This window comes from Actinoplanes palleronii (genome assembly GCF_016862315.1).
GTDB classification, from domain to species: domain Bacteria; phylum Actinomycetota; class Actinomycetes; order Mycobacteriales; family Micromonosporaceae; genus Actinoplanes; species Actinoplanes palleronii.
The window spans coordinates 9,499-30,542 of sequence record NZ_BOMS01000002.1; the positions used below are offsets into that span (position 1 = coordinate 9,499).

Below are 21,044 nucleotides of genomic sequence, written 5' to 3' on the forward strand. Positions count from 1 at the left end.
TCCCGGTGGGCCTGGTTTCCGGGTCATCCTCGCTTGACCCTGCCCCAGGGGCAAGGTTCAGCCTGGTTCCGGGTCCTCGAACGGGCCGGCCGCCCTGCTCTCTCGCAGGGCGGCCGGGTGACGGTGGGAGCGGGTGGGGTCAGTGGCGGGTGGGGTGGTGCGCCGGGCGGCGGGCGGCGTCGTGCCGCCGCAACTGCGTCGGGTCGGGCAGGCCGTGTGCGGCCGAGAGGCCGTCCGGCTGCTGCAGCAGGTGTCCCTCGGCGACCAGGTCGGCCAGCAGGCCGGTCAGGCGGGCGTCGAGGTCGGTGGACCGCCGGGCCGACCAGCCGTAGAGCCGGGTGACCGCGGCCAGCAGGTCGTCGACCGGCAGCATCCCGCCGTCGATCACCAGGTTCTCGCAGGCGACGACGAGCTCGGCGTCGGAGACCTGGTCGGCCTTGCGGGCCACGCCGCCGGCCCGCTGCCGGACCACCGGGAAGGCCTGGTCGGGGTCGCCGACGAAGGTGCCGTCCCAGGCCACCCCGGCCTCCTCGATCGCGGCCTCGATCGCGGACCGGGCCGGGCGGGTGATCCGGGCCAGGCCCCACTCCTCCCGCATCCGTTGCAGGGCGACGCTGATGTGCACCGGCCCCTCGATCTCGGCCAGCCGCTGCACCGCGGCGATCAGCTCGGGCCGCAGGGCCGGGTCGGTGAGGACCGCTTCCGGCGGCAGCGGCGCCAGGTCCGCCTTCCGGTAGGGCTGGGCCCACTCGTCGGCGTGCGACGACCGCGGTTCCGCGGCCGTCACCGGCTCGTGATGCGTCCAGCCGGGCGGGGCGGCCATCGTCTCCTCGAACTCGGCGACCGCGGCCGCGATGTCCGGCTGCCCTTCCAGGGCCTGGTACCACGCCTGCCGGTGGAGATCCTCGCCGGCGCGCAGCGTCTGCTCGGCCACCGTCGCCGCGGCGTCGGCCAGGTCCGGGTCGAGGTTGGCCGACTCGGCCAGCTCGGCGCGGACCTGTGAGATGGCCCCGAGCCGGTCGGCCGGTTCGGCGGTCTCGTGCAGCCCGGCCAGGAACTGCGCGGCGGCCGCGGCCAGCTCCTCGGTGCTGACGCCGAACCGGGCGGCGACCTCGGTGAGGTCCTCCCGGCTGGCGGCGGTCTGATCGGCGGGAGCGGCGGTGGGCCACTCGATCAGGGTGGGGGTGCGCTCCGGCTCGGCCGGCGCCTCGCGCTCCCCGTGACGGCCCGCCGATCCTTCCCGCTCCTCGTGGCGGCCGGCCGGTTCCTCCCGCTCCTCGTGGCGGCCGGTCGGTTCCTCCTGGGCGGCGGGTGCGTCGGAGCGCAGGGTGGAGGGCCATTGCAGGGACGTCTCCGGCTCGGGCCGGGTGGCGGACGGCCACGCGACCGACGGGACCCGCCGCCGGCCGGTCCCGGCCGGCTCCGCACGGGTGGCCGTGGGCCACTCGATCGGCGACGCGTGCCGGCCGACGGTCTCGGTGGGCTCGTCGCCGGCGGCCGAGGGCCACTCGATCGACGCGGCGTGCCGGCCGGCGGGCCGCTCGGCGGTCGCGGAGGGCCAGGTCACCGCGGAGACGCGCGGCTCGTCGGCGGCCTGGTTGACGGTGGCCCAGGTGTCGGCGGCCGCGGGCTCGGTGCGGTTCGCCGTGGGCCAGGTGACGGTGGAGACCGTCGGCTGGTGTGCGGTGGGCTCGGGTTCCTGGTCGCGGGTCACGGCGGCGGGCTGCCGCTCGTCGGCGTTCCTCGGGGCGGCGGTGGGCCACACGAAGCGGTCCGGGTCCTCGGCACGGACCGGGGTGGAGGCGGGCCAGCCGGGGCTCTCACCCTGGTCGGTGCGGAGCTGGGCGACAGCGGTCTCCAGGTTCGCGCCCAGGTAGGCCTCGGCGGCCGCGAGCTCCTCCGCGCCGGCCTGGGCCGCGGCGAACTGCGCCGAGAGCCGGACCAGCCGGTCGTGCCCGGCCGGGACGGTGTCCTCCTCGAGGATCTCGGTGAGGACCGGTTCGGCGGGCGACGCCCACGGATCCTCGGCGGGAACGGCCGCAGCGCGGACGAGCGGCGGCTCGTCGTGATCCGCATCGGCCACCAGGTCGGCGTCGTGGATCTCGGTGGAGAACCCGCCGGCGACGGCCGGCGACAGGTCCGTGATCCGGGGACCGTCGGTGGCGTGGGCGGCGGCCAGGTCGGCCTCGGCGGACGCCTCGGCCTCGGCCAGCCCGACGTCGTCGGCGTCGGTCCAGGCGTGGAGGTGCGCGGGCTCGACGATCTCCGGGAGGTCGCCGGGCGGGGTCGCGGCGGGCGCCGGCGCGACTCCGGAGACCGCGGCGGCCAGCTCCTCGACGGAGATCGGCTCCCGCTCGACCCGCTCGGGCTCCGGCCCGCTCGCGCCCCGGGCCGGGGCGGAACGGGCCCCGGACCCCTGCTCGGCCGAGCCCCGGGCGGGGGCGAAGGCGGCCGCGCTCATGTCGTACGTGAAAGCGGTGACGGTCTCGGCATCCCGATCGCCGTAACCGGCGGCGTAGCCCTCCGCGGCCTCCGCGACCGGGTACTCCGCGGCGCCCTCGGGCGCCGGCGACACCGGCGCGATCTCCTCGGCCGCATCGGCGGTGGCGACGGTCAGCTCCGGCGCCTCCTCGTCCGGCAGCGCCGCGAACGCGGCCTCGATCGCCACCCGCAGGCGGGTCTCCTCGCCGGCCCGGTCCAGGTACCAGGCGGTCCCCCAGACCCGGTGCAGCTTCCAGCCGAGCCCGTCGAGCAGCTGCTCGCGCAGCCGGTCCCGGTCCCGGGCGGTCGGCGCCGAGTCGTAGGACGTGCCGTCGCACTCGATGCCCAGCGCGTACGGGGCGTTGCGCCGCGACGAGCGGGGCACCGCCAGGTCGATCCGGAACGCGCCGGTGCCGACCCGGGAGTTCACCCGGTATCCCCAGCCGCGGATGACGTCGCGCACCGAGTCCTCGAACGGGGTCTGCGACTCCTCGGACTGCGGTTGCTCCTCCAGGCCGAGCGCCGGGATCCCCCGGGCGGCGTACTCCAGGTACTCGCCCAGGCGCTGCATGCTGTCGTCGCCGTCCGCCAGGTCACGGGCCCGGACCGCGGAGACCACCTCGATCCGCCGGCGGGCGCGGGTGATCGCCACGTTGAGCCGGCGCCAGCCGTCCGGGCCGCGCAGGCCGCCCAGCTCGCTGCCGATCGCGAAGATCACCACGTCGCGCTCGTCGCCCTGGACGACGTCCAGGTCCTTGATGAAGAAGCCGCGCAGCCGGTCGTCCTCGGGCGGGACGACCATGTCCGCGACCGCGGTCTCGATCTCGAAGGCGTCCTCCGGCGTGCACACCACCACGCCGAGGCTCAGGTCCGGCCGGGTCACCAGGTGGTGCGCGATCCGGGTGGCGACCAGATCGGCCATCGACTGGTCACCGGTGGCCGGGTACAACTGCACGCCGCGGTCCGGGCCGGACGGCGCCCAGGCCGGGAACGTGTTGAGCCGCCCCTGGTAGAACGCGTGGTTGGCGAAGGCGATCAGCGACTCGTCGCGGCTGCGGTAGTGCGTGGTCAGGTCGATCGTGCGGAACGCCCCGCAGCTCAGGGCCAGCTCCAGGATCGAGCGCGGGTCGCCGCCGGGGATCGGTGCGGCGGTGAGTTGCCGGTCGTCGCCGCAGACCACCAGGGCGTTGCCCCGGTAGACGCAGGTGATCGCGTCCGGCACCGGCACCCGGGAGGCCTCGTCGATGATCACGACGTCGAAGGCCAGGTTGATCGGGAGCAGCCGGCTCACGTCGGCCGGCGACATCACCAGGCACGGCTTGACCGCCATGGTGGCGTGGGTGGTCCGGGCCAGCAGCTCCCGGACCGGCAGGCGCCGGCCCTGCTGGGCGGCGGACGCCCGGAGCAGGGCGGCCTCGCCGGCCGCCGACTCGGCCGGCTGGAGCGCGTCGACGGCGTTCATCACCTCGGCCGCGGCGGCGCGCTGCAGCAGCGCGTCCCAGTGCCGGAACTCCTCGACCAGCCGGTCCCGGGCCACCGCGTCGAGCGGGGACAACCGGTCGTCGTCCCGGATGATCGTGTCGGCCCAGGCCTGGAAGAGGGCCCGGCCGAGCACCGGCAGGATCTGCTCGACGGCCAGGTCCTCGCGGGCGCAGAAGTCGACGACCGCGTCCAGGCCGTGCTCGGCGAGCACCGCGCGGGCCGACTGGTGGTCGAACCACTCCTGCTGGCCGCGACTGTCCTCGAGGAGTTCGCGGATCAGGTCGCGGGCGGATTCCCGCTCGTCCAGGGCGGCGCCGAGACCGGGGTGCCGGCTCGGCGCGAAGGCCCGCAGGATCCAGTCCCGGGTGGCCTGCCACTCGGTGACCCGGGCCGGCAGGCTGTCGCTGGGCCGGCTCCGGCCGAGCGCCGCGGCCTGCTCGGGGGTGAACGCGATGTCCCCGCCGTTGCGCACCCGCCGGGCCTCGGAGGTCCAGGCCATCGCGGCGGCGAGCGCCTCCACGTCGGTCTGGTGGCCGCGGTAGGCGGCGCCGAGCACGGTGGCGTACTCCTTGGCGTTGGCCGTCAGCGCCGTGGCCGCCTCCGACGCGCTCTCCCGCAGCAGGCCGATCGAGGCCGCCTCGGCGAGGGTGAAGTCCCGGCTGGCCGCCGCGCTGTACGCCTGGACCAGCTCGGCCACCGCGGTGAACGGCTCGACGTGGGCGCGCAGCCAGGTGACCGCGTCGTGGATCGGGCCGGCGCCGAGCTGGGGCCGGGGCGCGGGCTCGGGGGCCGGACGCAGCGCGGCCGTCCACCTGGCGAACTCCTTGGTGGCCTCGCCGACGATCCGGATGATCGCGCTGTTCGGGGTCGGTGCGCAGATCCGCTCGATGATCGAGGGCAGCGCCTCCGGCGGGGTGACCTTCAGGGTCTCCTCGGCGGTGGCCAGCGCCCGCTCCAGCGCCTCGAAGTCGGTGTCCTGCCGCTGCCAGTGCCGGCCGAGGATGCCGGCCTGCTCGGCCTCGGCCTCGTCCAGCTCCTGCAGGGCGCGCTTCCAGGCCGCGGCCGCGTTCAGGTTGGCGACCGCCTCGGAGCGTTTGACGTCCGGCCGGGCGATCTCCGCGGCCGCCTTCTTGTCCCGCCGGTAGTGCGCCCCGAGCTTGCGGATGCCCTTGTGCTCGTGGGCGAACCGCTCGGCCAGCTCGTCCACCGGCTCGGCCAAGGCCTCCTCGCTGAAGTGCTCGCGGGCCCGGGTCTCGGCGGCCTTCACCACGTTGACCACGCGCCGCAGGTTCCGCGCCGCGGCGTGCGCGGCGGTCGTGCCCAGGTTGTCGAACCAGGCCGGTTCCGGCTTGTCCGGCCGGGCCAGCAGGTCGACGATGGCGGCCAGCCGGGCCAGGTCGGTGAACGCGACCACGTTGGGCAGCCCGAGCCGGGCGGTGACCCGGTCCAGGCTGTGCTGGTGCTGCTCGATCCGGTCGGCCTCGTCGGCGAAACGCCGGGCCAGACCCCGGGCCTGTGCGGCGGTGAGCGGCAGCAGCTCGACCGCGGGCGGCTTGAGCTGGGCCAGGCTGGGGATCATCGGCAGCTTGCCGGGGGCCGGCAGCGTGCTCCAGGTGACCCCGGTCCGGGTGCGGACCGCCTCCTCGGCCTGGTTCAGCGTCTTCAGGTGGCGCAGCAGCCCTTCGGCGGCCCGGGCCACCGGCTCCAGACTGGGCATGGTGAGCCACTCGTCGGCGGCCTCGGCCGGCCGCCGGGCGGCGTGCCCGACCAGCGTGGTCAGGGTGATCGCCTCAGCGATCGTGCCGATCAGGAACGCCTCGGCCAGCGGGTCCCGCTCGATCGCCTCGGCCAGGTGGTCCAGGGCGGCCTGCGCCTGGTGCAGCCGGGCGTCCAGGCGGTTGTGGTCGATCACGTCGCGCCAGAGGAAGTCCTCGCCCTCCCGGGCCGGGCGCCAGGCCCGGCCGAGGCGTTCGGCGGCGTCCCGGACCCGCTGCAACGACTGGGTGGTGAGCGGGATCAGCAGCTCCGCCGGGGCCGGCGCCTGCGGCACGTCGGTCATCTGCGCGCACATGCCGAGCACGTCGTGCAGGCGGTGGCCGAGCGGTTCGCGGACCTCGTTCATCGCCTCGGCGTACGCGTTGAGCCGCTGCCGGTGGTCGCGCAGCGCCGCGCGTTCGTCGGTGGACAGGTCCGGCGGCGGCAGCGGGATGAAGTCCAGCGCCGCGGCCAGGGCGGCCGCCACGTGGTCCCGGCCGGTCCGGCCGCTGTGCAGCTCGAGCAGGTAGTCGTCGAGCCCGAGCGGGGTGAGCCGGTCCCGGACGGTGTCCAGGGCGGCGGCCTTCTCGGCGACGAACAGCACCCGCCGGCCGGCGTGCATCAGCCCGGCGATCATGTTGGCGATCGTCTGCGACTTGCCGGTGCCGGGCGCGCCCCGCATCACGAAGGTGCGGCCGTGCAGCGCGGCGCTGACACAGGCCCGCTGCGCGGCGTCGGCGTCGAGCACCAGCGGCACGTCGTCCGGGGTGGCCACCTCGTCGATCCGGCGACCGGCGACCACCTCGAACTTGAACGCGTCCGGCTGCGCCTCGGGGGTGCTGGCCAGGGCCCGGATCACCGGGTGGGCGAGGATCTGCCGCTCGTGGTCGAGCAGGTCGGTGTACATCACCTCGCGGTGCACGTTGAACCGGGTGAGCAGCACCGCCTCGTCGGAGTGCCAGTCCGGGTGGTCGCCGAGAGCGGCGTCCAGCCGGGCCCAGAACACCGTGACGTCCAGCGCCGCCAGGCTGTCCACCGCGGGCAGCTCGATGTGGTGCCGGCGCAGGCAGATGTCCAGCGCCGGGTTCACGATCGGATCCTCGGCGCGGGCCCGCAGCCGGGGATAGTCCTGCGGGTCCGGGGTCACCAGGTCGACCGGGATCAGCAGGATCGGGCTGACGTGCTCGTTCCCGCCGTCCCGCCAGCTGACCGTGCCCAGGCCCAGATAGAGCGTGGCTACGCCCTGTTCCAGCAGGTCACGACGTGCGGAGCGCCGGAGCTCCCGCAGCGTGGTGTCCATCTCCGCGTCGGCCATCGCGGTCTGGAAGACGTGCGCGGCCCGTGGCCGCGGACCTTCCGCCTGTTCCTCGACCCCCAGGAAGCCGCACTCGCGACCCTGCTGGAGCGCCTCGACGATACTGCGCGGCGAGGGGCTGACGATCTCCACCACACCAGGCGCCGTAGTCCGCACGTCGATCAGCGGATTCGCGCCGGTCAGATCCAGCAGCCCATCCCGCCACTGTTCGAGTGTCGCCCGTACCCGGGCATCAGGCCGCCCGGTCAACCCGTCCGATTGATCCCACCGCATTTTTCCATTCCAGCAAGGCGACGGGCCGCATGGTGGCGTTTTTTCGGGTTAATCCGACGTTTCGCTCGGATCGGACCAACTTGGCGACACACCCGCCCCACCCGCCCCAGATCAGTCCCAGGTCGGGACCCACCACTGCCAGCCGGAGGGTGCGAGCGGCCACGCGGCCTCCGGTCGCCAGCCCTCCGGCGGGTACCACCCGTCCGGCGGGGTCGGCCAGCCCGGCGGCACCTGGAACTTGACGCCGGTGGGCGCGACCGGGATCGGCGGGTGCCGGTTCGGGTCGGGCGCGGGCGACACCGGCGCGGAGCCGGTGACCGTGGCGGCGTGCTGCTTCATCACGGCGCTGAGCGCCGGGATCACCGTGGTCTCGGCGATCTCGCCGGAGCCGCCGAACAGGCCGGCCGGCTGCCCGCCCCCGGCCGGGCTCACCGGCGCGTTGCCGCCGAACTGCCCACCGGCCGGGCTCACCGGGCGGTTGCCGTCGAACAGCTGCCCACCGGCCGGGCTGACCGGGCGGTTGCCGTCGAACGACGGCCCACCGGAGGGGCTGGTCGGCGCGCCACCGAACGACGGCCCACCGGCCGGGCTGACCGGCACGCTGCCGTCGAACAGGCCGGCCGGCTGCCCGCCGCTCGGGCCGGCCAGTTGCCCGCTGCTCGGGCCGGACGACAGCCCACTGCCCGGGCCGACCTGGCGGCTGCTGTCGAACAGGCCGGTGGGCTGCCCACTCGGAGCGCTCCCACCGAACTGCCCCGGCGATCCGCCGAGCTGGCCGGACGATCCACCGGCCGGGCTGGCCGGCATGGTGCCGCCGGGCATCGGCGAGGTCGGCACGCCCGGGATCGGGTGGGCCGGGACGCCGGGGACGACCTGCTCCTCGGGCGCCGGGGTCTTGCCGGCGATCGTCGGCACCGGGCCGCTGACCGAGGCCGCCCAGCTCGGCACCGGGCCGCTGGCCTGCACCCAGCTCGGCACCAGCTCGCTGCGGTCCATCCAGGTGGGCTGCGCGTCGCTGGGCGCGGACGCCCAGGTCGGCACGGCGTCGCTGGTGGCCATCCAGCTCGGCACCGCGGAGGTGCCGGCGGCCGGCAGGTCCGGGCCGGTCGACGTGGCCAGGACCGGGGTGGTGGTGGCCGGCGGCGAGACCGGTGCGACCCGCCCGCTGGTGGCGAGCCGGGCGGCCGGGCCGGCCACGCTCTCCGGCAGGTCCTGGACCCGGGCGACGTAGAGCAGCACCTCGGTCTTGTTGACGTTGCTCTTGACGATGGCGCGGGCCGCGACGACCAGGCCCCTCTCGGACTGGTACCGCAGCACCGGGGTCAGCTCGACGCTCATCTTCGGGCTCAGGTCACCGACCCGGATGTCACCGAGGCGCACCTCGACCAGGTGGTCGGCCATCTCGTGCAGGGTCACGTACGCCCAGCACTCGCCCTCCGGCCGCTGGAACGGGGCCAGCGCGTCGGCGTGCCGCTCGTACCCGTTGACCTGCAGGGCGGAGCCGGTCGGCAGCAGCCGGTGCTCCTGGCGGGGCGGGTCGTTGGCCGGCACGATCATGTGCGGCTCGGCCAGGTCGAGGCGGATGGTGCCGACGAAGGCGGGCGGGCGGCCGTCGTACTCGCCCCACTCCCGGCCGTGGATCTGGGCGTTCACCTCGGGGACCAGGTTGCGCTTGGTCAGCGCGGTGAGGACGTGCACGTACCGGGCGGCCTCGGGGCGCGGCAGGTGGCCGAGCAGCGCGGTGCCGGACCAGACACCGACGGCGTTGCGATCGTGGCGATTGCTGCGGTCGGGTATCAGCTGGACCGGTACGGTCAGGTCGGTTCCCTGTGGGTTGAAGTCGCCGTTGAAAAGCGCTCGTATCGCCTTGGCGTAGTGAGTCTCGCCGACGACCTCGGCACTTGCCCAGCCCGCTTGTCCCCAGAGTTGGAACCGATTTGCCACACGCGAACGCTAGTGTCTGCTTTCCGTCAGCAGCGTCGTCCATACGGATGACTACGCTCAGCCGGACGGACCGTATCTAAAAGATCAACTCTCCGCTGCCAGCGCGCGGTCCAGGTCAGCGAGTTGCCCGCCGATCTGGCCGAGGGTGAGCAGTCCGCTACCGGAACCGGCCCATTCGGCCGCGGCGGGGGCCAGCGCGGTGCGTGCCCGCAGCATCGCCGCACGGTCACCGGCCGCCAGCGCCGCCGTCGCCACCAGGCTCCAGAGCGCCTCGGCGAGCAGATCCGGCGGCGGGTCCGGGAGGTCCCGCAACTCCCGGTGGTCCCAGAGCGGCAGGACCCATGTCCGGTACGGCCCGAAGTCGTCGCCCCGCTCCCCCAGCGGCAGCCCCCGCCGCACCCGCACCCCGAGCAGCGCCAGCGGCACGAGCCCCGCGCTGAGCCCGGGCATCCCGGCGCCGTCCAGCCGCGGCGCCAGCTCCCGGTAGGCCCGCTCGACGTCGGCCGGCGGAGCGCCGGTCATGTCCAGCCGCAGCGCCGCGTACCCCTCGGTGAACACGCCGACCAGCGGCAACTCGTAGCGCGCGCCGAGCGCACCGGCCGCCGCCGCGTGCCGGTCCGCGCCGGCCAGGTCGCCGAGCGCGGCCCGCCCCTGAACCCGGATCAGGTGGCCGAGCACCTCGGCGGTGACCAGGCCGTGCCGGGCGGCCAGCCCGATCAGCTCCTCGCCGATCGCGTCCCGGTCCGGCGCCAGCCCGGTCCGGTGACAGCTCTGCAGGTAGACCGCGTTCAGCGCGAACGCCAGCAGGCCGGGGTCGTCCAGCCCGCGGGCGATCCGCTCGGCCTCCCGGGCGCACTCCCGCGGCCACGGGTCGGTGGTGCCGCGCGACTCGCACGCGACGGTGGCCAGCAGCCGGGCCCGGGCCGCGTGGTGGCCGGCCGGCAGCGCGGCGAGGGTCCGGGCGGCGGCCGCCACGATCCCGGCCGCCTGCTCCGGGTCGTCGGCACGGGTCCAGACGGCCGGCACGTCGTAGGCGCCGATCACCCGGGCGGCCAGTTCCGGGTCGCCGAGCTGTTCGGCCGCCGCGACGGCCGCGCTGCGCTGTTCCCGGGCCGCGGACAGGCCACCGGCGCCGGTCACCGCCAGGTTCCGCAGCAGTCCGACCGCCGACTCCAGCCGGACCCGGGTGCCCGCGACCCGGTCATACGCCTCCGCCGCCCGGGCCAGCACGCCGGCGGCCAGGTCGGGGCCGGGCGGCACCTCCGCTGCCGGGCCGGGGCCGCGCGCCGGGCCCGTGACCAGGTCGAGGGCCGGGGACTGGCGCAGGACGTCCTGTTCCAGGCGGCGCAGGGCCGGGCCCGGGTCGACGCCGAGCTGGCCGACCAGCAGGGCGCGGGCCCGGCGCAGCACGGCGAGCGCGTCGCCCTGCCGCCCGGTCCGGTAGAGCGCCAGGGCCAGCAGCCGCCAGCCCTCCTCCCGCCACGGGTGCTCGGTGACGTAGGCGTCCAGATCGGGGACCGCCTCGGCGGCACGGCCCCGCTCGAGGCGGGCGGTGGCCTGGCGCTCCAGGGCGCGCAGGCGCAGCTCGGCGAGGCGGGCGCGGTCGGCGGCGGCCCACGGGGCGTCCGGGAAGTCCGCGTAGGCCGGGCCGCGCCACCAGCCCAGCGCCTCGTCCAGCCGGGCGAGCGGTGGGACGGCAGGGGCGTGGACGATCTCCTCGAAACGCCAGGCGTCGACGGTGCCGGGGGCGGGGCGGAGGGCGTACCCGGAAGCCTCGGTGACCAGCAGCGTGCCCGGCGCCCGGCGGATCCGGTCCGGTTCCACCGCCCGCCGCAGGGCAGCGACGAACGTCCGCACCGCGGCGATCGCGCCGCCCGGCGGCGCCACCCAGAGATCGGCGACCAGAACGCCGACCGGGACCACCCGGCCGCGGGCGACCAGCAGGCGGGCCAGGACCGCGCGGTGCATCGGGCCCTTGAGGGCGATCGGCGTGCCATCGGCCCCGGCCGCGGCCACCGGCCCGAGCACCGCGAAGTCGGTCACCCGCGACCCTCCTACTCGCTGATCTTGATGACCATCTTGCCGGTGTTCTCGCCCCGCATCAGCCCGAGGAACGCCTCCGGCGCGTTGGCCAGCCCCTCCACCACCGTCTCCGGCGCCGAGATCTGCCCGGCCCGCAGCCAGCCACCGACCTCCTCGACGAACTCCGGCATCCGCTTGCCGTGGTTGCCGACGATGAAGCCGCGCAGGGTGAGCTCCTTGCCGATGGCGAGGGCCAGGTTGCGCGGCGCGGCCGGCGCGGACGTCTCGTTGTACTGCGAGATCGCGCCGCAGAGCGCGACCCGGCCGAACTTGTTCAGCGAGCCGATCGCGGCTTCCAGGTGCTCGCCACCGACGTTGTCGAAGTACACGTCGATGCCGTCCGGGGCCGCCGCGCGCAGCTGCTCGCGGACCGGGGCGTCCTTGTAGTTGAACGCGGCGTCGAAGCCGAGGTCGTCGACCAGGTGGCCGACCTTCCCGGCGGAACCGGCGCTGCCGATCACGCGCTTCGCGCCGCGCAGCTTGGCGATCTGCCCGACCACGCTGCCGACGGCGCCGGCCGCGCCGGAGACGAAGACCGTGTCGCCCTCGCGGAACTGGGCGATGTCCAGCAGGCCGACGTACGCGGTGAGCCCGGTCATCCCGAGCAGCCCGAGGTACGCGGAGAGCGTGGGCGCGGCCGCCGGGTCGATCACCCGTACCTTGGCGGCGTCGGTCACCGCGAAGTCACGCCAGCCGAGCCCGTGCACCACTGTCGCGCCGACCGGCACGCCCGGCGAGTTCGACGCGACGACCTGGCCGATCGCCCCGCCGTCGAGGGCCGCGCCGAGCGGGAACGGCGGGACGTACGACTTCACGTCGTTCATCCGCCCCCGCATGTACGGGTCGACCGACATGAACTGGTTGCGGATCAGCACCTGGCCCTCGCCCGGCTCCGGGGTGGGCAGCTCGACCAGCTCGAAGTTGTCGGCGGTCGGCCACCCGCTGGGCCGGCTGGCGAGACGGATCTCCTGCATCAGTTCCTCCACACGTCGTCGTTACTCCTCGACAGTATGTCGAAAAACTCGACACTGTGTCGACTCCAGCCGGACAGCCGCGTTACCGTGATCGGCATGAGCACCGCCCCCGCCGGCCGACGCCGCGGTCCCAGCAAGGGTGACCTGCGCGAGCAGGCGATCCTGGCCACCGCCCGGGACCTGCTCAGCCGCAAGCCGCTCGACGCCATCACCATCGACGAGCTGGCCGCCGGCGCGGAGATCTCCCGGTCCAGCTTCTACTTCTACTTCGACTCCAAGCTCGCCGTGGTGGTCGCGCTGCTGCACGGCCTGGCCGGCGAGGTGGGCCGGGACGCCGGGCCGTGGCTGGACGGCGCCGGGCCGGACGAGCCGGCGCTGCGCCGTTCGCTCGCCGCGCTCGCCGCTCTCTGGCGCGACCAGGGCCGGCTGCTGACCGGCGCGCTGGCCGCCGCGCCCGGCTGCCCGCCGATCGCCCGGTGGCGGGCCTGGCTGCGCGAGGCACACGTGGAGCGGCTCGCCGCCCGGATCGCCCGGGACCGGGCCGCCGGGGTGGCGCCGCACGGTCCCGCACCGCGGGTGCTCGCCGAGATGATCGACGACCTGCGCACCGCGGCGTTCGCCGCCGCGAGCGACCCGGAGGGACTCGTCGACGACCTGGTCGTGGTCGAGCTGCGAATGATCTACGGGGTTCTCCCGGCTCACCACGCGGAAGGATGATCTACAGGATTCTCCCGGCTCACCATGCGGAAGGATGATCTACGGGGTTTTCCCGGTTCACCACGCGGACGGGTGATCCGGCAGGCACCCTGGGATCATGCGAATCGGTGTCATTGGAGCAGGTCAGCTCGGCGGCACGCTCGCCACGTGGTGCGCCGAGAGCGGGCACGAGGTCGCGGTCACGTCCCGGCACCCGGACCGGCTGACCGACCTGGTCGAGCACGGCGACGGGCACATCCGGGCGATGACGATCCCGGAGGCGGCGTCGTACGGCGAGGTGGTGTTCTTCGCCCCGAACTGGGAGTCGGCCAAGGAAGCGGTCGACCTCGCGCACCACGCGCTGGCCGGCAAGGTGGTCATCGACGCCACCAACCCGGTGGCCACCGGCACCGTCCCCGGAGAGACCGGCCCGGGTGGTCTCGGCTCCTTCGCGCCGGGCTTCCCGTCCACGCTGGACATCCCGTCGGTGCTGACCGTGCCGGACGGCCCGTACGGCAAGAGCGGCCTGGAGACCCTGATCGAGTGGGCGCCGGAAGCGCACTGGGTGAAGGCGTTCAACACCATCAGCACCGACGTGCTGGGCCGGCGGCGCGGCCACGACCCGCTGCTCGCCGAGTTCCTCTGCACCGACCAGCGCGACGCCCGGCTGGCCGCCTGCCGGATCATCCAGGAGCTGGGGTTCGCGCCGTTCTTCGCCGGTGGCGCCGAGGCCGCCCGGCTGACCGAGACCGGCGGGCCGCTGCAGCGCCTCGAGGTGGACGTGCAGGACGCCAAGGACGTGCTCGCGGAGGCGCTGAGCCACGTGCGCTGAGCGCCGCCGGGCATAGACTCCGGCCGGTGGAGATAGTCGAGCTGCTGGCCTCACCCGCGCACCGCTTCGAGGGCCGCCCGGCCGACGGCCCGGCGCCGGCCCCGGACGGCGAACTGGTCCCGGAGGTCAGGGTCCGGGCCGGTCTCGGCATCGTCGGCGACCGCTACTTCAACCACGCCGCGCACCGCGACGCGGCGATCACCGTGATCGCCCGGGAGTCGCTTCCGGACGGTGCCGGCCTGGCCCAGGCGCGGCGCAACATCCTGGTCGCCGGGCTGCGCTTCGGCGAGAAGACCCTTGACGACCTGGTCGGCGCGGTGCTCACGCTGGACTCCGGCGACGGGCCGGTCCGGCTCGCGGTGCGCCGGGCCGCCAACCCGTGCGCGTGGATGGACGTCAGCATCGGCCCGGGCGCGTGGAAGGCGCTGCGCGGCCGGGGCGGGGTCCGCTGCGTGCCGCTCGACGACGGGATCCTGCGCGTGGGACCGGTCCGGGCCACTCTGGAGGACTTGCCGCCAGCGCCTCAGCGATGACCGCAATCGGTCGATAGTTCTACGTCAGACGTCCGGCAGGAGGTGGCGGGTGACGACTGGCTACCGGCTCTCGCTGGCCCGGACCGTGCTGTTCGCCCTTCTGTACGCCGCCGCCGTCTACGCCGGCCGGCGCACCGCGATGGTCGCCGACGGGGTCAGCCTGGTCTGGCCGGCCGCCGGCGTGGCCGCGGTCTGGTGCTGCGCCCAGCGCGGCGCGCCCACCCGCCGCCTCGACCTGCTGCTGCTCGCGGGGATCCTCGGCACCGGGAACTGGCTCACCGGCGCCTCCCCCGCGGTCGGTGTGGTCGCCGGGCTGGTCGGGCTGATCGAGGTGGGTGTCTTCCTCCGCGCGCTGCGCCGCTGGCGGCCGGGCCTGTGGGGCGCCGGCGGCAGCGAGACCCTGCGCTCGCCGCGCGACCTGTGGGCCCTGCTCGGCGCCGCGCTCGCCGCCAGTTGCGCCGCCGGCGTCAGCGGTCTGCTGGGCCGCTGGCTGGTCACCGGCTCGATGCCGATCGCATCCTCGATCATGTCGATGGCCCGGCACCTGACCGGCATCCTGATCATCGGGGCGGCCGGGATCTGGGTCGGCGCGGCACTGCGCGCCCGCCGGAAGATCCGGCGGCCCTCCTTCTGGCGGTCGGTCGAGGTCGCCGGTCTTCTCGCGGTGAGCGTCGCGGGCCAGATCAGCGCTTTCGCGTACGATCACCGCCTCCCGTTGTCGTTCGCCCTGCTCGGGTTCACCGTCCTGGTCGGCACCCGGCTGCGCACCCCCTGGGTACTGGTGCACAACTCGGTGATCAGCGCCATCGCGGTGCAGTACACGCTGCTCGGCTCCGGCCCGTTCGCGCAGGTCGGCGACATCGACCAGCGCACCGTGCTGGTCCAGCTGTTCTGCGTGCTGGTCGCCCTGGTCGGCCTGGCCCTGTCCCTCGGCCGGGACGAGCGGCACACCCTGCTCACCGCGCTGGCCGAGGAGAAGTCCGAGCTGCACGCCCGGCAGGCCGAGCTGGCCGCCCAGCAGGAGCAGGCCTCGCACCACGCCGACCTGCTCACGGCGATCATCGACTCGATGGCCGACGGGCTCGCGGTGATCGGCCCGGACAGCCGGGTGACCCTGCGCAACCCCGCCGTGACCGAGCTGCTCGGTGAAGACGAACCGGCCCACCTGCGGGCCCTGGCCGGCGAGGACGTCCGCGGGGTGGACATGCCGGTACGCAGCCCGGGGGTGCCCGAGGGACGGGTGGTACGGGTGACCGCCACCTCCCTGCCGCACCCGGACGGCACCCGCAGCGCGGTGGTGCTCTTCCACGACGTGACCGCGGAACGGCGGCACCGCGACGAGCTGACCAACTTCGCCGGGGTGGTGGCGCACGACCTGCTCAACCCGCTGGCCAGCGTGGACGGCTGGACCGCGGCGGCGCTGGAGGCGCTGGACGGCGTACCGGAGCACCCCGGTCTCCACCAGGCCCAGGACGACCTGGCCCGGCTGACCCGGGCCTCGGCGCGGATGCGCGGGCTGATCGACGGCCTGCTCTCGTACGCGACGGCGCGGGAGGCCACTGTCGCACCGGTCGTGGTGGAGCTGGCCGAGGTGGTCGCGGACATCGTGGTGGCCCGCGCGGACGCGGCGGTGGCGGCCGGCAAGCCGGAGCCCCGGTTCAGCATCGGGCCGCTGCCCGCCGTGCGGGCCGATCCGGTGCTGGTCCGGCAGCTGGTGGACAACCTGGTCGGCAACGCGATCAAGTACACCGGGCCCGGGGTGGTGCCGGCCCTGGAGATCAGCGCCGTCTCGTCACCGGCCGACCCGCTGGTGACGGTGCGGATCGCCGACAACGGCATCGGCATCCCGGACGGGCAGCACGAGGCGATCTTCGGCAACTTCCACCGGGCCCACCTGACCGGCGACTACCTCGGCACCGGCCTCGGCCTGGCCATCTGCAAACGGATCGTGGAACGCCACGGCGGCGTGATCAGCGCCGCGGACCACCCGGGCGGCGGCTCCTGCTTCGAGTTCACCCTCCCGGCCGTCACCGGCTCGCCGACGTCCGCTCACACCAGGATGTTGACCGCACTGCCCTGATCCATCCGCGCGATCGCGTCCCGGCTCGCCAGCACCGCGACCTTGTCGCCGTCGAGTTCCGGCCGGTCCGCACCCTGCAGCACGTGATCGAAGAGCTGCTGGCAGTCACCGCGCAGGCGGAGCCACGCGGCGTGCGTCTCCCAGGCGGTGGACGGGGTGGACGTGCCGATGCTGATGCTCATGGGAGGCTCCTTGATCACTTCGAGGGGTCGCTCTGTCGAGGGCCCGACCATCGGCCGCCATCGGCGGAACTGAGGTTTTCCCCACGCGCTTCTTCCGGTCAGGTAGCGTCGGAACGTCTGCCGCACACCGAGCCTGGCGGGGAGAGATCGTGATCCTGTCGACGCACACCGCCCGGTCCGCCGCTGACGCCCTGGCGTGACGCCGGTGTGGCTCGTCCTGACCGCGGTCCTGCTCGCCCTGGCCGCCGGCGCCGTGCTGGTCCGCCGCACCAGCCTGCGCCGGGAGGCCGGCTCGGGCGACGCGAGCGCCGGGCCGGACACCCTGGCCAGCGCGCGCCTGATGATCGCCGAGCTCGGCGAGGCGCTCCGGCAGCGCGACGCCGAGATCGAGCGGATGCTGGCCGACCGGGCCGAGCAGGCGCAGGCCACCGCGCTGGCCCAGAAGCAGAACAACCAGCGGCTGCGGCGCCGGGCCAAGGAGGCGATCGACGGCACCGCCGCGGTGATCGGCACCAAGCTGGAGGACGTGGTCGTGCAGGTCGGCGCGGCCCGGGACGCCGCGGCGGCCACCCACGAGCGGGTCACCGTCACCAACGACGCGGCCGAGGCGCTGGGCCGCCGGGCGCTCAGCGCCGACGAGGCGGCCACCGCGCTGAACGCCAGCCTGCGGCAGGTCGCCGGGATCGCCAGCGTGATCTCCGGGATCGCGTCGCAGACCCGGCTGCTCGCCCTGAACGCGACGATCGAGGCGGTCCGGGCCGGCGACGCGGGAAGCGGTTTCGCGGTGGTGGCCGACGAGGTGAAGAGCCTGGCCGACACGACCGCGACCTCGACCGAGCAGATCACCCGGACGATCGCCGCGCTGGAGTCGGACGTGGCGCAGATGGGCCAGACGCTCAGCGCGATCATCCACGACGTCGGTGACATCGAGGACACCATGCGCCAGCTCGGCGGGATCGCCGATCAGCAGCACGCCATCGTGCAGCAGCTGCACCGCAGCGTGGACGCCACGATGGCGCAGATCGGCGACCTGTCCGACGTGGCCGAACGCCTGGAACGCCGCCGGCACGACCGGCTCAACGCCGAGGGTACGGTCCGGTTGCGGGTGCCGTCCCGGCCCACGCCGGTCGACGCGCAGGTGGTCGACCTGAGCTCGGACGGGCTGGGCTGCACCGTCCCGGCCGACGTCCGGGTGGCGATCGGCGACGTCGTCCGCACCGAGTTCACCATGGACGGCCTGGGCGGTTCGGCCGAGGCCAAGGTGATGCGCCGGACAGTGCGGGACGGTCTGATCGAGATCGGTCTGCAGTTCCAGGACCTGCCGACGACCACCCGCAACGCGATCGACAGCTACCTGACCACGCTCGGCGGCGACGTCGACTGATCCGGCAGCGGGTCCATCAGGTAGCGCTGCACGGTCGGCCCGACGATCGCCACGATCGTCTCGGACGGCACGGACGCCAGCGGCTCCACCTTGATCACGTACCGCGCCATCGCGACGCCGACCATGTGGCTGGCGGCCAGGGTGATCCGCAGCGGGCCCTGCTCGTCGTCGAGGCCGAGCTTGGGCACCGCCCGCCGGAGGATCTGGGTCACCACGAACTCTCGGAACAGCCGGGTGGTCCACTCGTTGCCGACCGCGGAGCGCAGCAGGGCCACCCCGGCCGCGCCGCCAGGCCCGTCCCAGATCGTCAGGAACAGCCGGACGAAGCGCTCGCCGACCTGGCCCAGGTCTCCCTCGGCGACCGCGTCGAGCAGCTCGGCAGGGTCCATCGGCGCCTGCATCGCGGCCAGGAACAGCTTGTCCTTGGTGCCGAAGTAGTGGTGCACCAGGGCCGGGTCGACCTCGGCGGCGGTGGCGATGGCACGGATCGAGGCGCCGTCGAACCCCTTGTCGGCGAACGCCGCCCGCGCGGCGGTCAGGATCACCTCCCGGGTGTCCTGGTTGCCGGGCCGCCGCCCGGTCCGTCGTGCCATCACAAAACCCCTTCCGGTACGACGCGGCCGCTACCCGTCGTACGCGATCATTCTGTCCTGCGTCGCAACGTCGCGGCGCCCACCGCGAGCGCCACGATGATCGCGCCCAGCACGACGCCCAGGTCACGCCACATCGTGCCGGTCGGATCGGCGTGCTGGCCGACCTCGGTGAGCGCCTGCACCGAATAGGACATCGGCAGCACGTCGCTGATCGCCTGCAACCAGCCGGTCATCGCCTCACGGGGCACGAAGAGCCCGCACAGCAGCAGCTGGGGCGCCACCACCAGCGGCATGAACTGCACCGCCTGGAACTCGGTGCGAGCGAACGCGCTGCACAGCAGGCCGAGCGCGACGCCGAGCACGGCGTTGGCGACCGCGATCAGCACGACCAGGCCGAGGCCGCCGGCCGCGCGCATGCCCAGCACCCCGTAGGCGAAACCGGCCGCGACCGCCGCCTGCACCGCGGCCGCGCCGCCGAACGCGATCCCGTACCCGAAGAGCAGGTCGAGTTTGCCGACCGGGGTGGTGAACAGCCGCTCCAGGGTGCCGCTGGTGCGTTCCCGGAGCATGGCGATCGAGGTGATCAGGAACATCGTGATGAACGGGAAGATGCCCAGCATGGTCAACGCGATCCGGTCGAAGACCCGGGGCTGGCCGTCGTACATGAAGTAGATCAGGGTGATCAGCAGGGTGGGCACCACGACGATCAGCGCGATGGTGCGCGGGTCGTGCCGCAGCTGGGTGAGGATCCGCCGGATCGTGCTCAGCATGATCATGCTGTGCCCTCCTTCGGCATGCTCTCCGGGCCCTCGCCCGCGAGGACGCTCCCCGGGGCGGCGAGGTGCCGCGCGGTGCAGCCGTTCATGCCGCCACCGCCTCGTGCGCGCGGATCAGGTTGAGGAACGCCTGGTCCAGGTCGTCGCTGCCGGCCGACTTCTTCACCGCGGCCGGGGTGTCGTCGGCGATCAGCACGCCCTCGCGGATCAGCAGCAGCCGGTCGCAGCGGTTCGCCTCGTCCATCACGTGGCTGGAGACCAGCACGGTGGCGCCGTCGGCGGCCATCCGCCGGAAATGCGCCCACAGCTCGTCGCGCAGCACCGGGTCCTGCCCGACGGTGGGCTCGTCGAGCACCAGCAGCTCGGGCCGGCTCACGATGGCGCAGGCCAGCGACGCCCGGCTGCGCTGGCCGCCGGACAGGTCGGCGACCAGCTGGCCGGCGGCGCCGGTCAGCCCGACGGTCTCCAGTGCCTGATCGGCGGCGTCCTTGCCGAGCCGGTGGAGCGAGGCGAAGTAGCGCGCGTTCTCCCGGACGGTGAGGTCGGCGTAGACGCTGGGCGCCTGGGTCAGGTATCCGATCTTGCTGCGCAGCGCCGGCGCGCCGGCCGGGACGCCGAGCACGGTCACCGTGCCGGCCACGACCTTCTGCACGCCGACCACCGTGCGCATCAGGGTGGTCTTGCCGCTGCCACTGGGGCCGAGCAGCCCGGTGACGCTGCCCCGCGGGACGGAGCAGGAGAAGCCGTCGAGCACGGCTCGCTTCCCGCGTCTGACGACCAGGCCGGTGACCTCGATCGCGGTGTCCATGGTTCCTCCCCGGAACTCATCAAGTGTTGAACTCAACGCTAGATGAATTCCGGGGAGCGGTCGAGAGTGTATTTCAACGCATGATGAAATCCGGCGGTCTCAATCCCACCGGCGGGCCACGGCCAGGTGCTGCAGCGCCGGATGCCGGCCCGCCGGCCGGCGCATCGCCGGGGTGAGGAACGACCCGAACCACTCCGCGGCCTCCTCGGCCACCGAGTCCAGCGCACCCGGCTCCTCGAACCGGCGGGTCGCGCCCGGGATGATCCGCAGCTCGGCGTGCACCCGCATGGTGTTGCGGGCCTCCTCGTTGAGCGCGAGCACCGCCTCGTCCCGCTCACCGGCGATCAGCAGGGTCGGCGCCTCCACCTCGATCAGCGCTGGTCCGGCCAGGTCGGGACGGCCGCTGCGGGACACCACCGCACGAACCGCGTCCGGCCGGGTCACCGCCGCGACCAGCGCCGCCGCCGTGCCCGCACCGGCGCCGAAGAGCCCGAGCGGCAGGCCCGCGGTGGCCGGATGCAGGCGCACCCAGTCGATCATGGTGACCAGCCGGTCGGCGAGCAGTCCGATCTCGAGGCCGCCCGCCCCGGTGTCCTCCTCCGGCGCGAGCAGGTCGGCCAGCAGGGTGGCGAACCCGCGGCGGTTCAGCTCCCGGGCCACCGCCTGCCGGCGCGGGCTCTGCCGGGAACCGCCGCTGCGGTGTGCGAAGAGGACCACGCCCGTGGCGTGCTCGGCGATGGTCAGGTCGCCCTCCGGCCTCACCCCGCCGAGGTCGATCCGTTCCGTGATGGTCCAGCTGGTCACGTCCATCCCTTTCTGCTCGGCCACGTCCGTGGCGCGCATCCGGGGGGACG

14 protein-coding genes are annotated in these 21,044 nt (G+C 74.4%); 5 read left to right on the forward strand and 9 right to left on the reverse strand.

The annotated features are described in order from the left end of the window. Window positions 1-139: 139 nt before the first annotated feature. The 4 genes from Apa02nite_RS51825 to Apa02nite_RS00310 form a co-directional block, all read right to left on the reverse strand. Window positions 140-7,306: a DUF3320 domain-containing protein gene (locus tag Apa02nite_RS51825; RefSeq protein ID WP_203823271.1), complete on the reverse strand. Its 7,167-nt coding sequence runs from the start codon at window positions 7,304-7,306 to the stop codon at window positions 140-142. Between the two features lie 111 nt (window positions 7,307-7,417). Next, complete coding sequence (locus Apa02nite_RS00300) at window positions 7,418-9,250, reverse strand: hypothetical protein (protein ID WP_203823272.1); 1,833 nt, start codon at window positions 9,248-9,250, stop codon at window positions 7,418-7,420. An 84-nt stretch (window positions 9,251-9,334) separates the two neighbouring features. Further along, window positions 9,335-11,293 carry an AfsR/SARP family transcriptional regulator gene (locus Apa02nite_RS00305; RefSeq protein ID WP_239164007.1) on the reverse strand — a complete coding sequence of 653 codons (1,959 nt, stop codon included), beginning with the start codon at window positions 11,291-11,293 and terminating at the stop codon, window positions 9,335-9,337. 11 nt (window positions 11,294-11,304) lie between these two features. Continuing rightward, window positions 11,305-12,306: an NADP-dependent oxidoreductase gene (locus Apa02nite_RS00310; RefSeq protein ID WP_203823273.1), complete on the reverse strand. Its 1,002-nt coding sequence runs from the start codon at window positions 12,304-12,306 to the stop codon at window positions 11,305-11,307. 96 nt (window positions 12,307-12,402) lie between these two features. Between Apa02nite_RS00310 and Apa02nite_RS00315 the strand changes: the two genes are divergently transcribed. The 4 genes from Apa02nite_RS00315 to Apa02nite_RS00330 all read left to right on the forward strand — a co-directional run bounded on the left by Apa02nite_RS00315 (window position 12,403) and on the right by Apa02nite_RS00330 (window position 16,447). Next, on the forward strand, window positions 12,403-13,023 hold the full coding sequence (locus tag Apa02nite_RS00315) for a TetR/AcrR family transcriptional regulator (protein WP_203823274.1): 621 nt from the start codon (window positions 12,403-12,405) through the stop codon (window positions 13,021-13,023). A gap of 97 nt (window positions 13,024-13,120) precedes the next feature. After that, entirely contained in the window at window positions 13,121-13,834 is a 714-nt protein-coding gene (locus Apa02nite_RS00320; RefSeq protein ID WP_067698245.1) for an NADPH-dependent F420 reductase, read from the forward strand. A gap of 26 nt (window positions 13,835-13,860) precedes the next feature. Then, window positions 13,861-14,367, forward strand: coding sequence for a molybdenum cofactor biosysynthesis protein (locus tag Apa02nite_RS00325; RefSeq protein WP_203823275.1), 507 nt, complete (start codon window positions 13,861-13,863; stop codon window positions 14,365-14,367). A 49-nt stretch (window positions 14,368-14,416) separates the two neighbouring features. Beyond that, on the forward strand, window positions 14,417-16,447 hold the full coding sequence (locus Apa02nite_RS00330; RefSeq protein WP_239164008.1) for a sensor histidine kinase: 2,031 nt from the start codon (window positions 14,417-14,419) through the stop codon (window positions 16,445-16,447). On the opposite strand, the gene Apa02nite_RS00335 is transcribed toward Apa02nite_RS00330, so the two are convergent. Then, window positions 16,417-16,629 (reverse strand): hypothetical protein, encoded by a 213-nt coding sequence (locus tag Apa02nite_RS00335; RefSeq protein WP_203823276.1) that lies wholly within the window; start codon window positions 16,627-16,629, stop codon window positions 16,417-16,419. The genes Apa02nite_RS00330 and Apa02nite_RS00335 overlap by 31 nt on opposite strands. A gap of 205 nt (window positions 16,630-16,834) precedes the next feature. On the opposite strand from Apa02nite_RS00335, the gene Apa02nite_RS00340 reads away from it, so the two are divergent. After that, on the forward strand, window positions 16,835-18,013 hold the full coding sequence (locus tag Apa02nite_RS00340; RefSeq protein WP_239164009.1) for a methyl-accepting chemotaxis protein: 1,179 nt from the start codon (window positions 16,835-16,837) through the stop codon (window positions 18,011-18,013). Here the strand turns inward: Apa02nite_RS00340 and Apa02nite_RS00345 are convergent. The 4 genes from Apa02nite_RS00345 to Apa02nite_RS00360 all read right to left on the reverse strand — a co-directional run bounded on the left by Apa02nite_RS00345 (window position 17,980) and on the right by Apa02nite_RS00360 (window position 21,000). After that, window positions 17,980-18,606 (reverse strand): TetR/AcrR family transcriptional regulator, encoded by a 627-nt coding sequence (locus Apa02nite_RS00345; RefSeq protein WP_203823278.1) that lies wholly within the window; start codon window positions 18,604-18,606, stop codon window positions 17,980-17,982. The two genes, Apa02nite_RS00340 and Apa02nite_RS00345, sit on opposite strands and share 34 nt — an antisense overlap. A 47-nt stretch (window positions 18,607-18,653) precedes the next feature. Next, complete coding sequence (locus Apa02nite_RS00350) at window positions 18,654-19,382, reverse strand: ABC transporter permease (RefSeq protein ID WP_203823279.1); 729 nt, start codon at window positions 19,380-19,382, stop codon at window positions 18,654-18,656. A gap of 85 nt (window positions 19,383-19,467) precedes the next feature. Further along, window positions 19,468-20,190 carry an ABC transporter ATP-binding protein gene (locus Apa02nite_RS00355; protein WP_203823280.1) on the reverse strand — a complete coding sequence of 241 codons (723 nt, stop codon included), beginning with the start codon at window positions 20,188-20,190 and terminating at the stop codon, window positions 19,468-19,470. Window positions 20,191-20,289: 99 nt separating this feature from the next. Further along, window positions 20,290-21,000, reverse strand: coding sequence for a dienelactone hydrolase family protein (locus Apa02nite_RS00360; RefSeq protein ID WP_373872800.1), 711 nt, complete (start codon window positions 20,998-21,000; stop codon window positions 20,290-20,292). Window positions 21,001-21,044 lie beyond the last annotated feature (44 nt).

Excerpts from the sequence above, each read along its gene's own strand:
- Apa02nite_RS00345 (WP_203823278.1), bottom strand. The coding sequence starts at position 18,606 with ATGGCACGACGGACCGGGCGGCGGCCCGGCAACCAGGACACCCGGGAG.
- Apa02nite_RS00310 (WP_203823273.1), bottom strand. The coding sequence starts at position 12,306 with ATGCAGGAGATCCGTCTCGCCAGCCGGCCCAGCGGGTGGCCGACCGCC.
- Apa02nite_RS00350 (WP_203823279.1), bottom strand. The coding sequence starts at position 19,382 with ATGATCATGCTGAGCACGATCCGGCGGATCCTCACCCAGCTGCGGCAC.
- Apa02nite_RS00320 (WP_067698245.1), top strand. The coding sequence starts at position 13,121 with ATGCGAATCGGTGTCATTGGAGCAGGTCAGCTCGGCGGCACGCTCGCC.
- Apa02nite_RS00315 (WP_203823274.1), top strand. The coding sequence starts at position 12,403 with ATGAGCACCGCCCCCGCCGGCCGACGCCGCGGTCCCAGCAAGGGTGAC.
- Apa02nite_RS00355 (WP_203823280.1), bottom strand. The coding sequence starts at position 20,190 with ATGGACACCGCGATCGAGGTCACCGGCCTGGTCGTCAGACGCGGGAAG.
- Apa02nite_RS51825 (WP_203823271.1), bottom strand. The coding sequence starts at position 7,306 with ATGCGGTGGGATCAATCGGACGGGTTGACCGGGCGGCCTGATGCCCGG.
- Apa02nite_RS00335 (WP_203823276.1), bottom strand. The coding sequence starts at position 16,629 with ATGAGCATCAGCATCGGCACGTCCACCCCGTCCACCGCCTGGGAGACG.
- Apa02nite_RS00360 (WP_373872800.1), bottom strand. The coding sequence starts at position 21,000 with ATGGACGTGACCAGCTGGACCATCACGGAACGGATCGACCTCGGCGGG.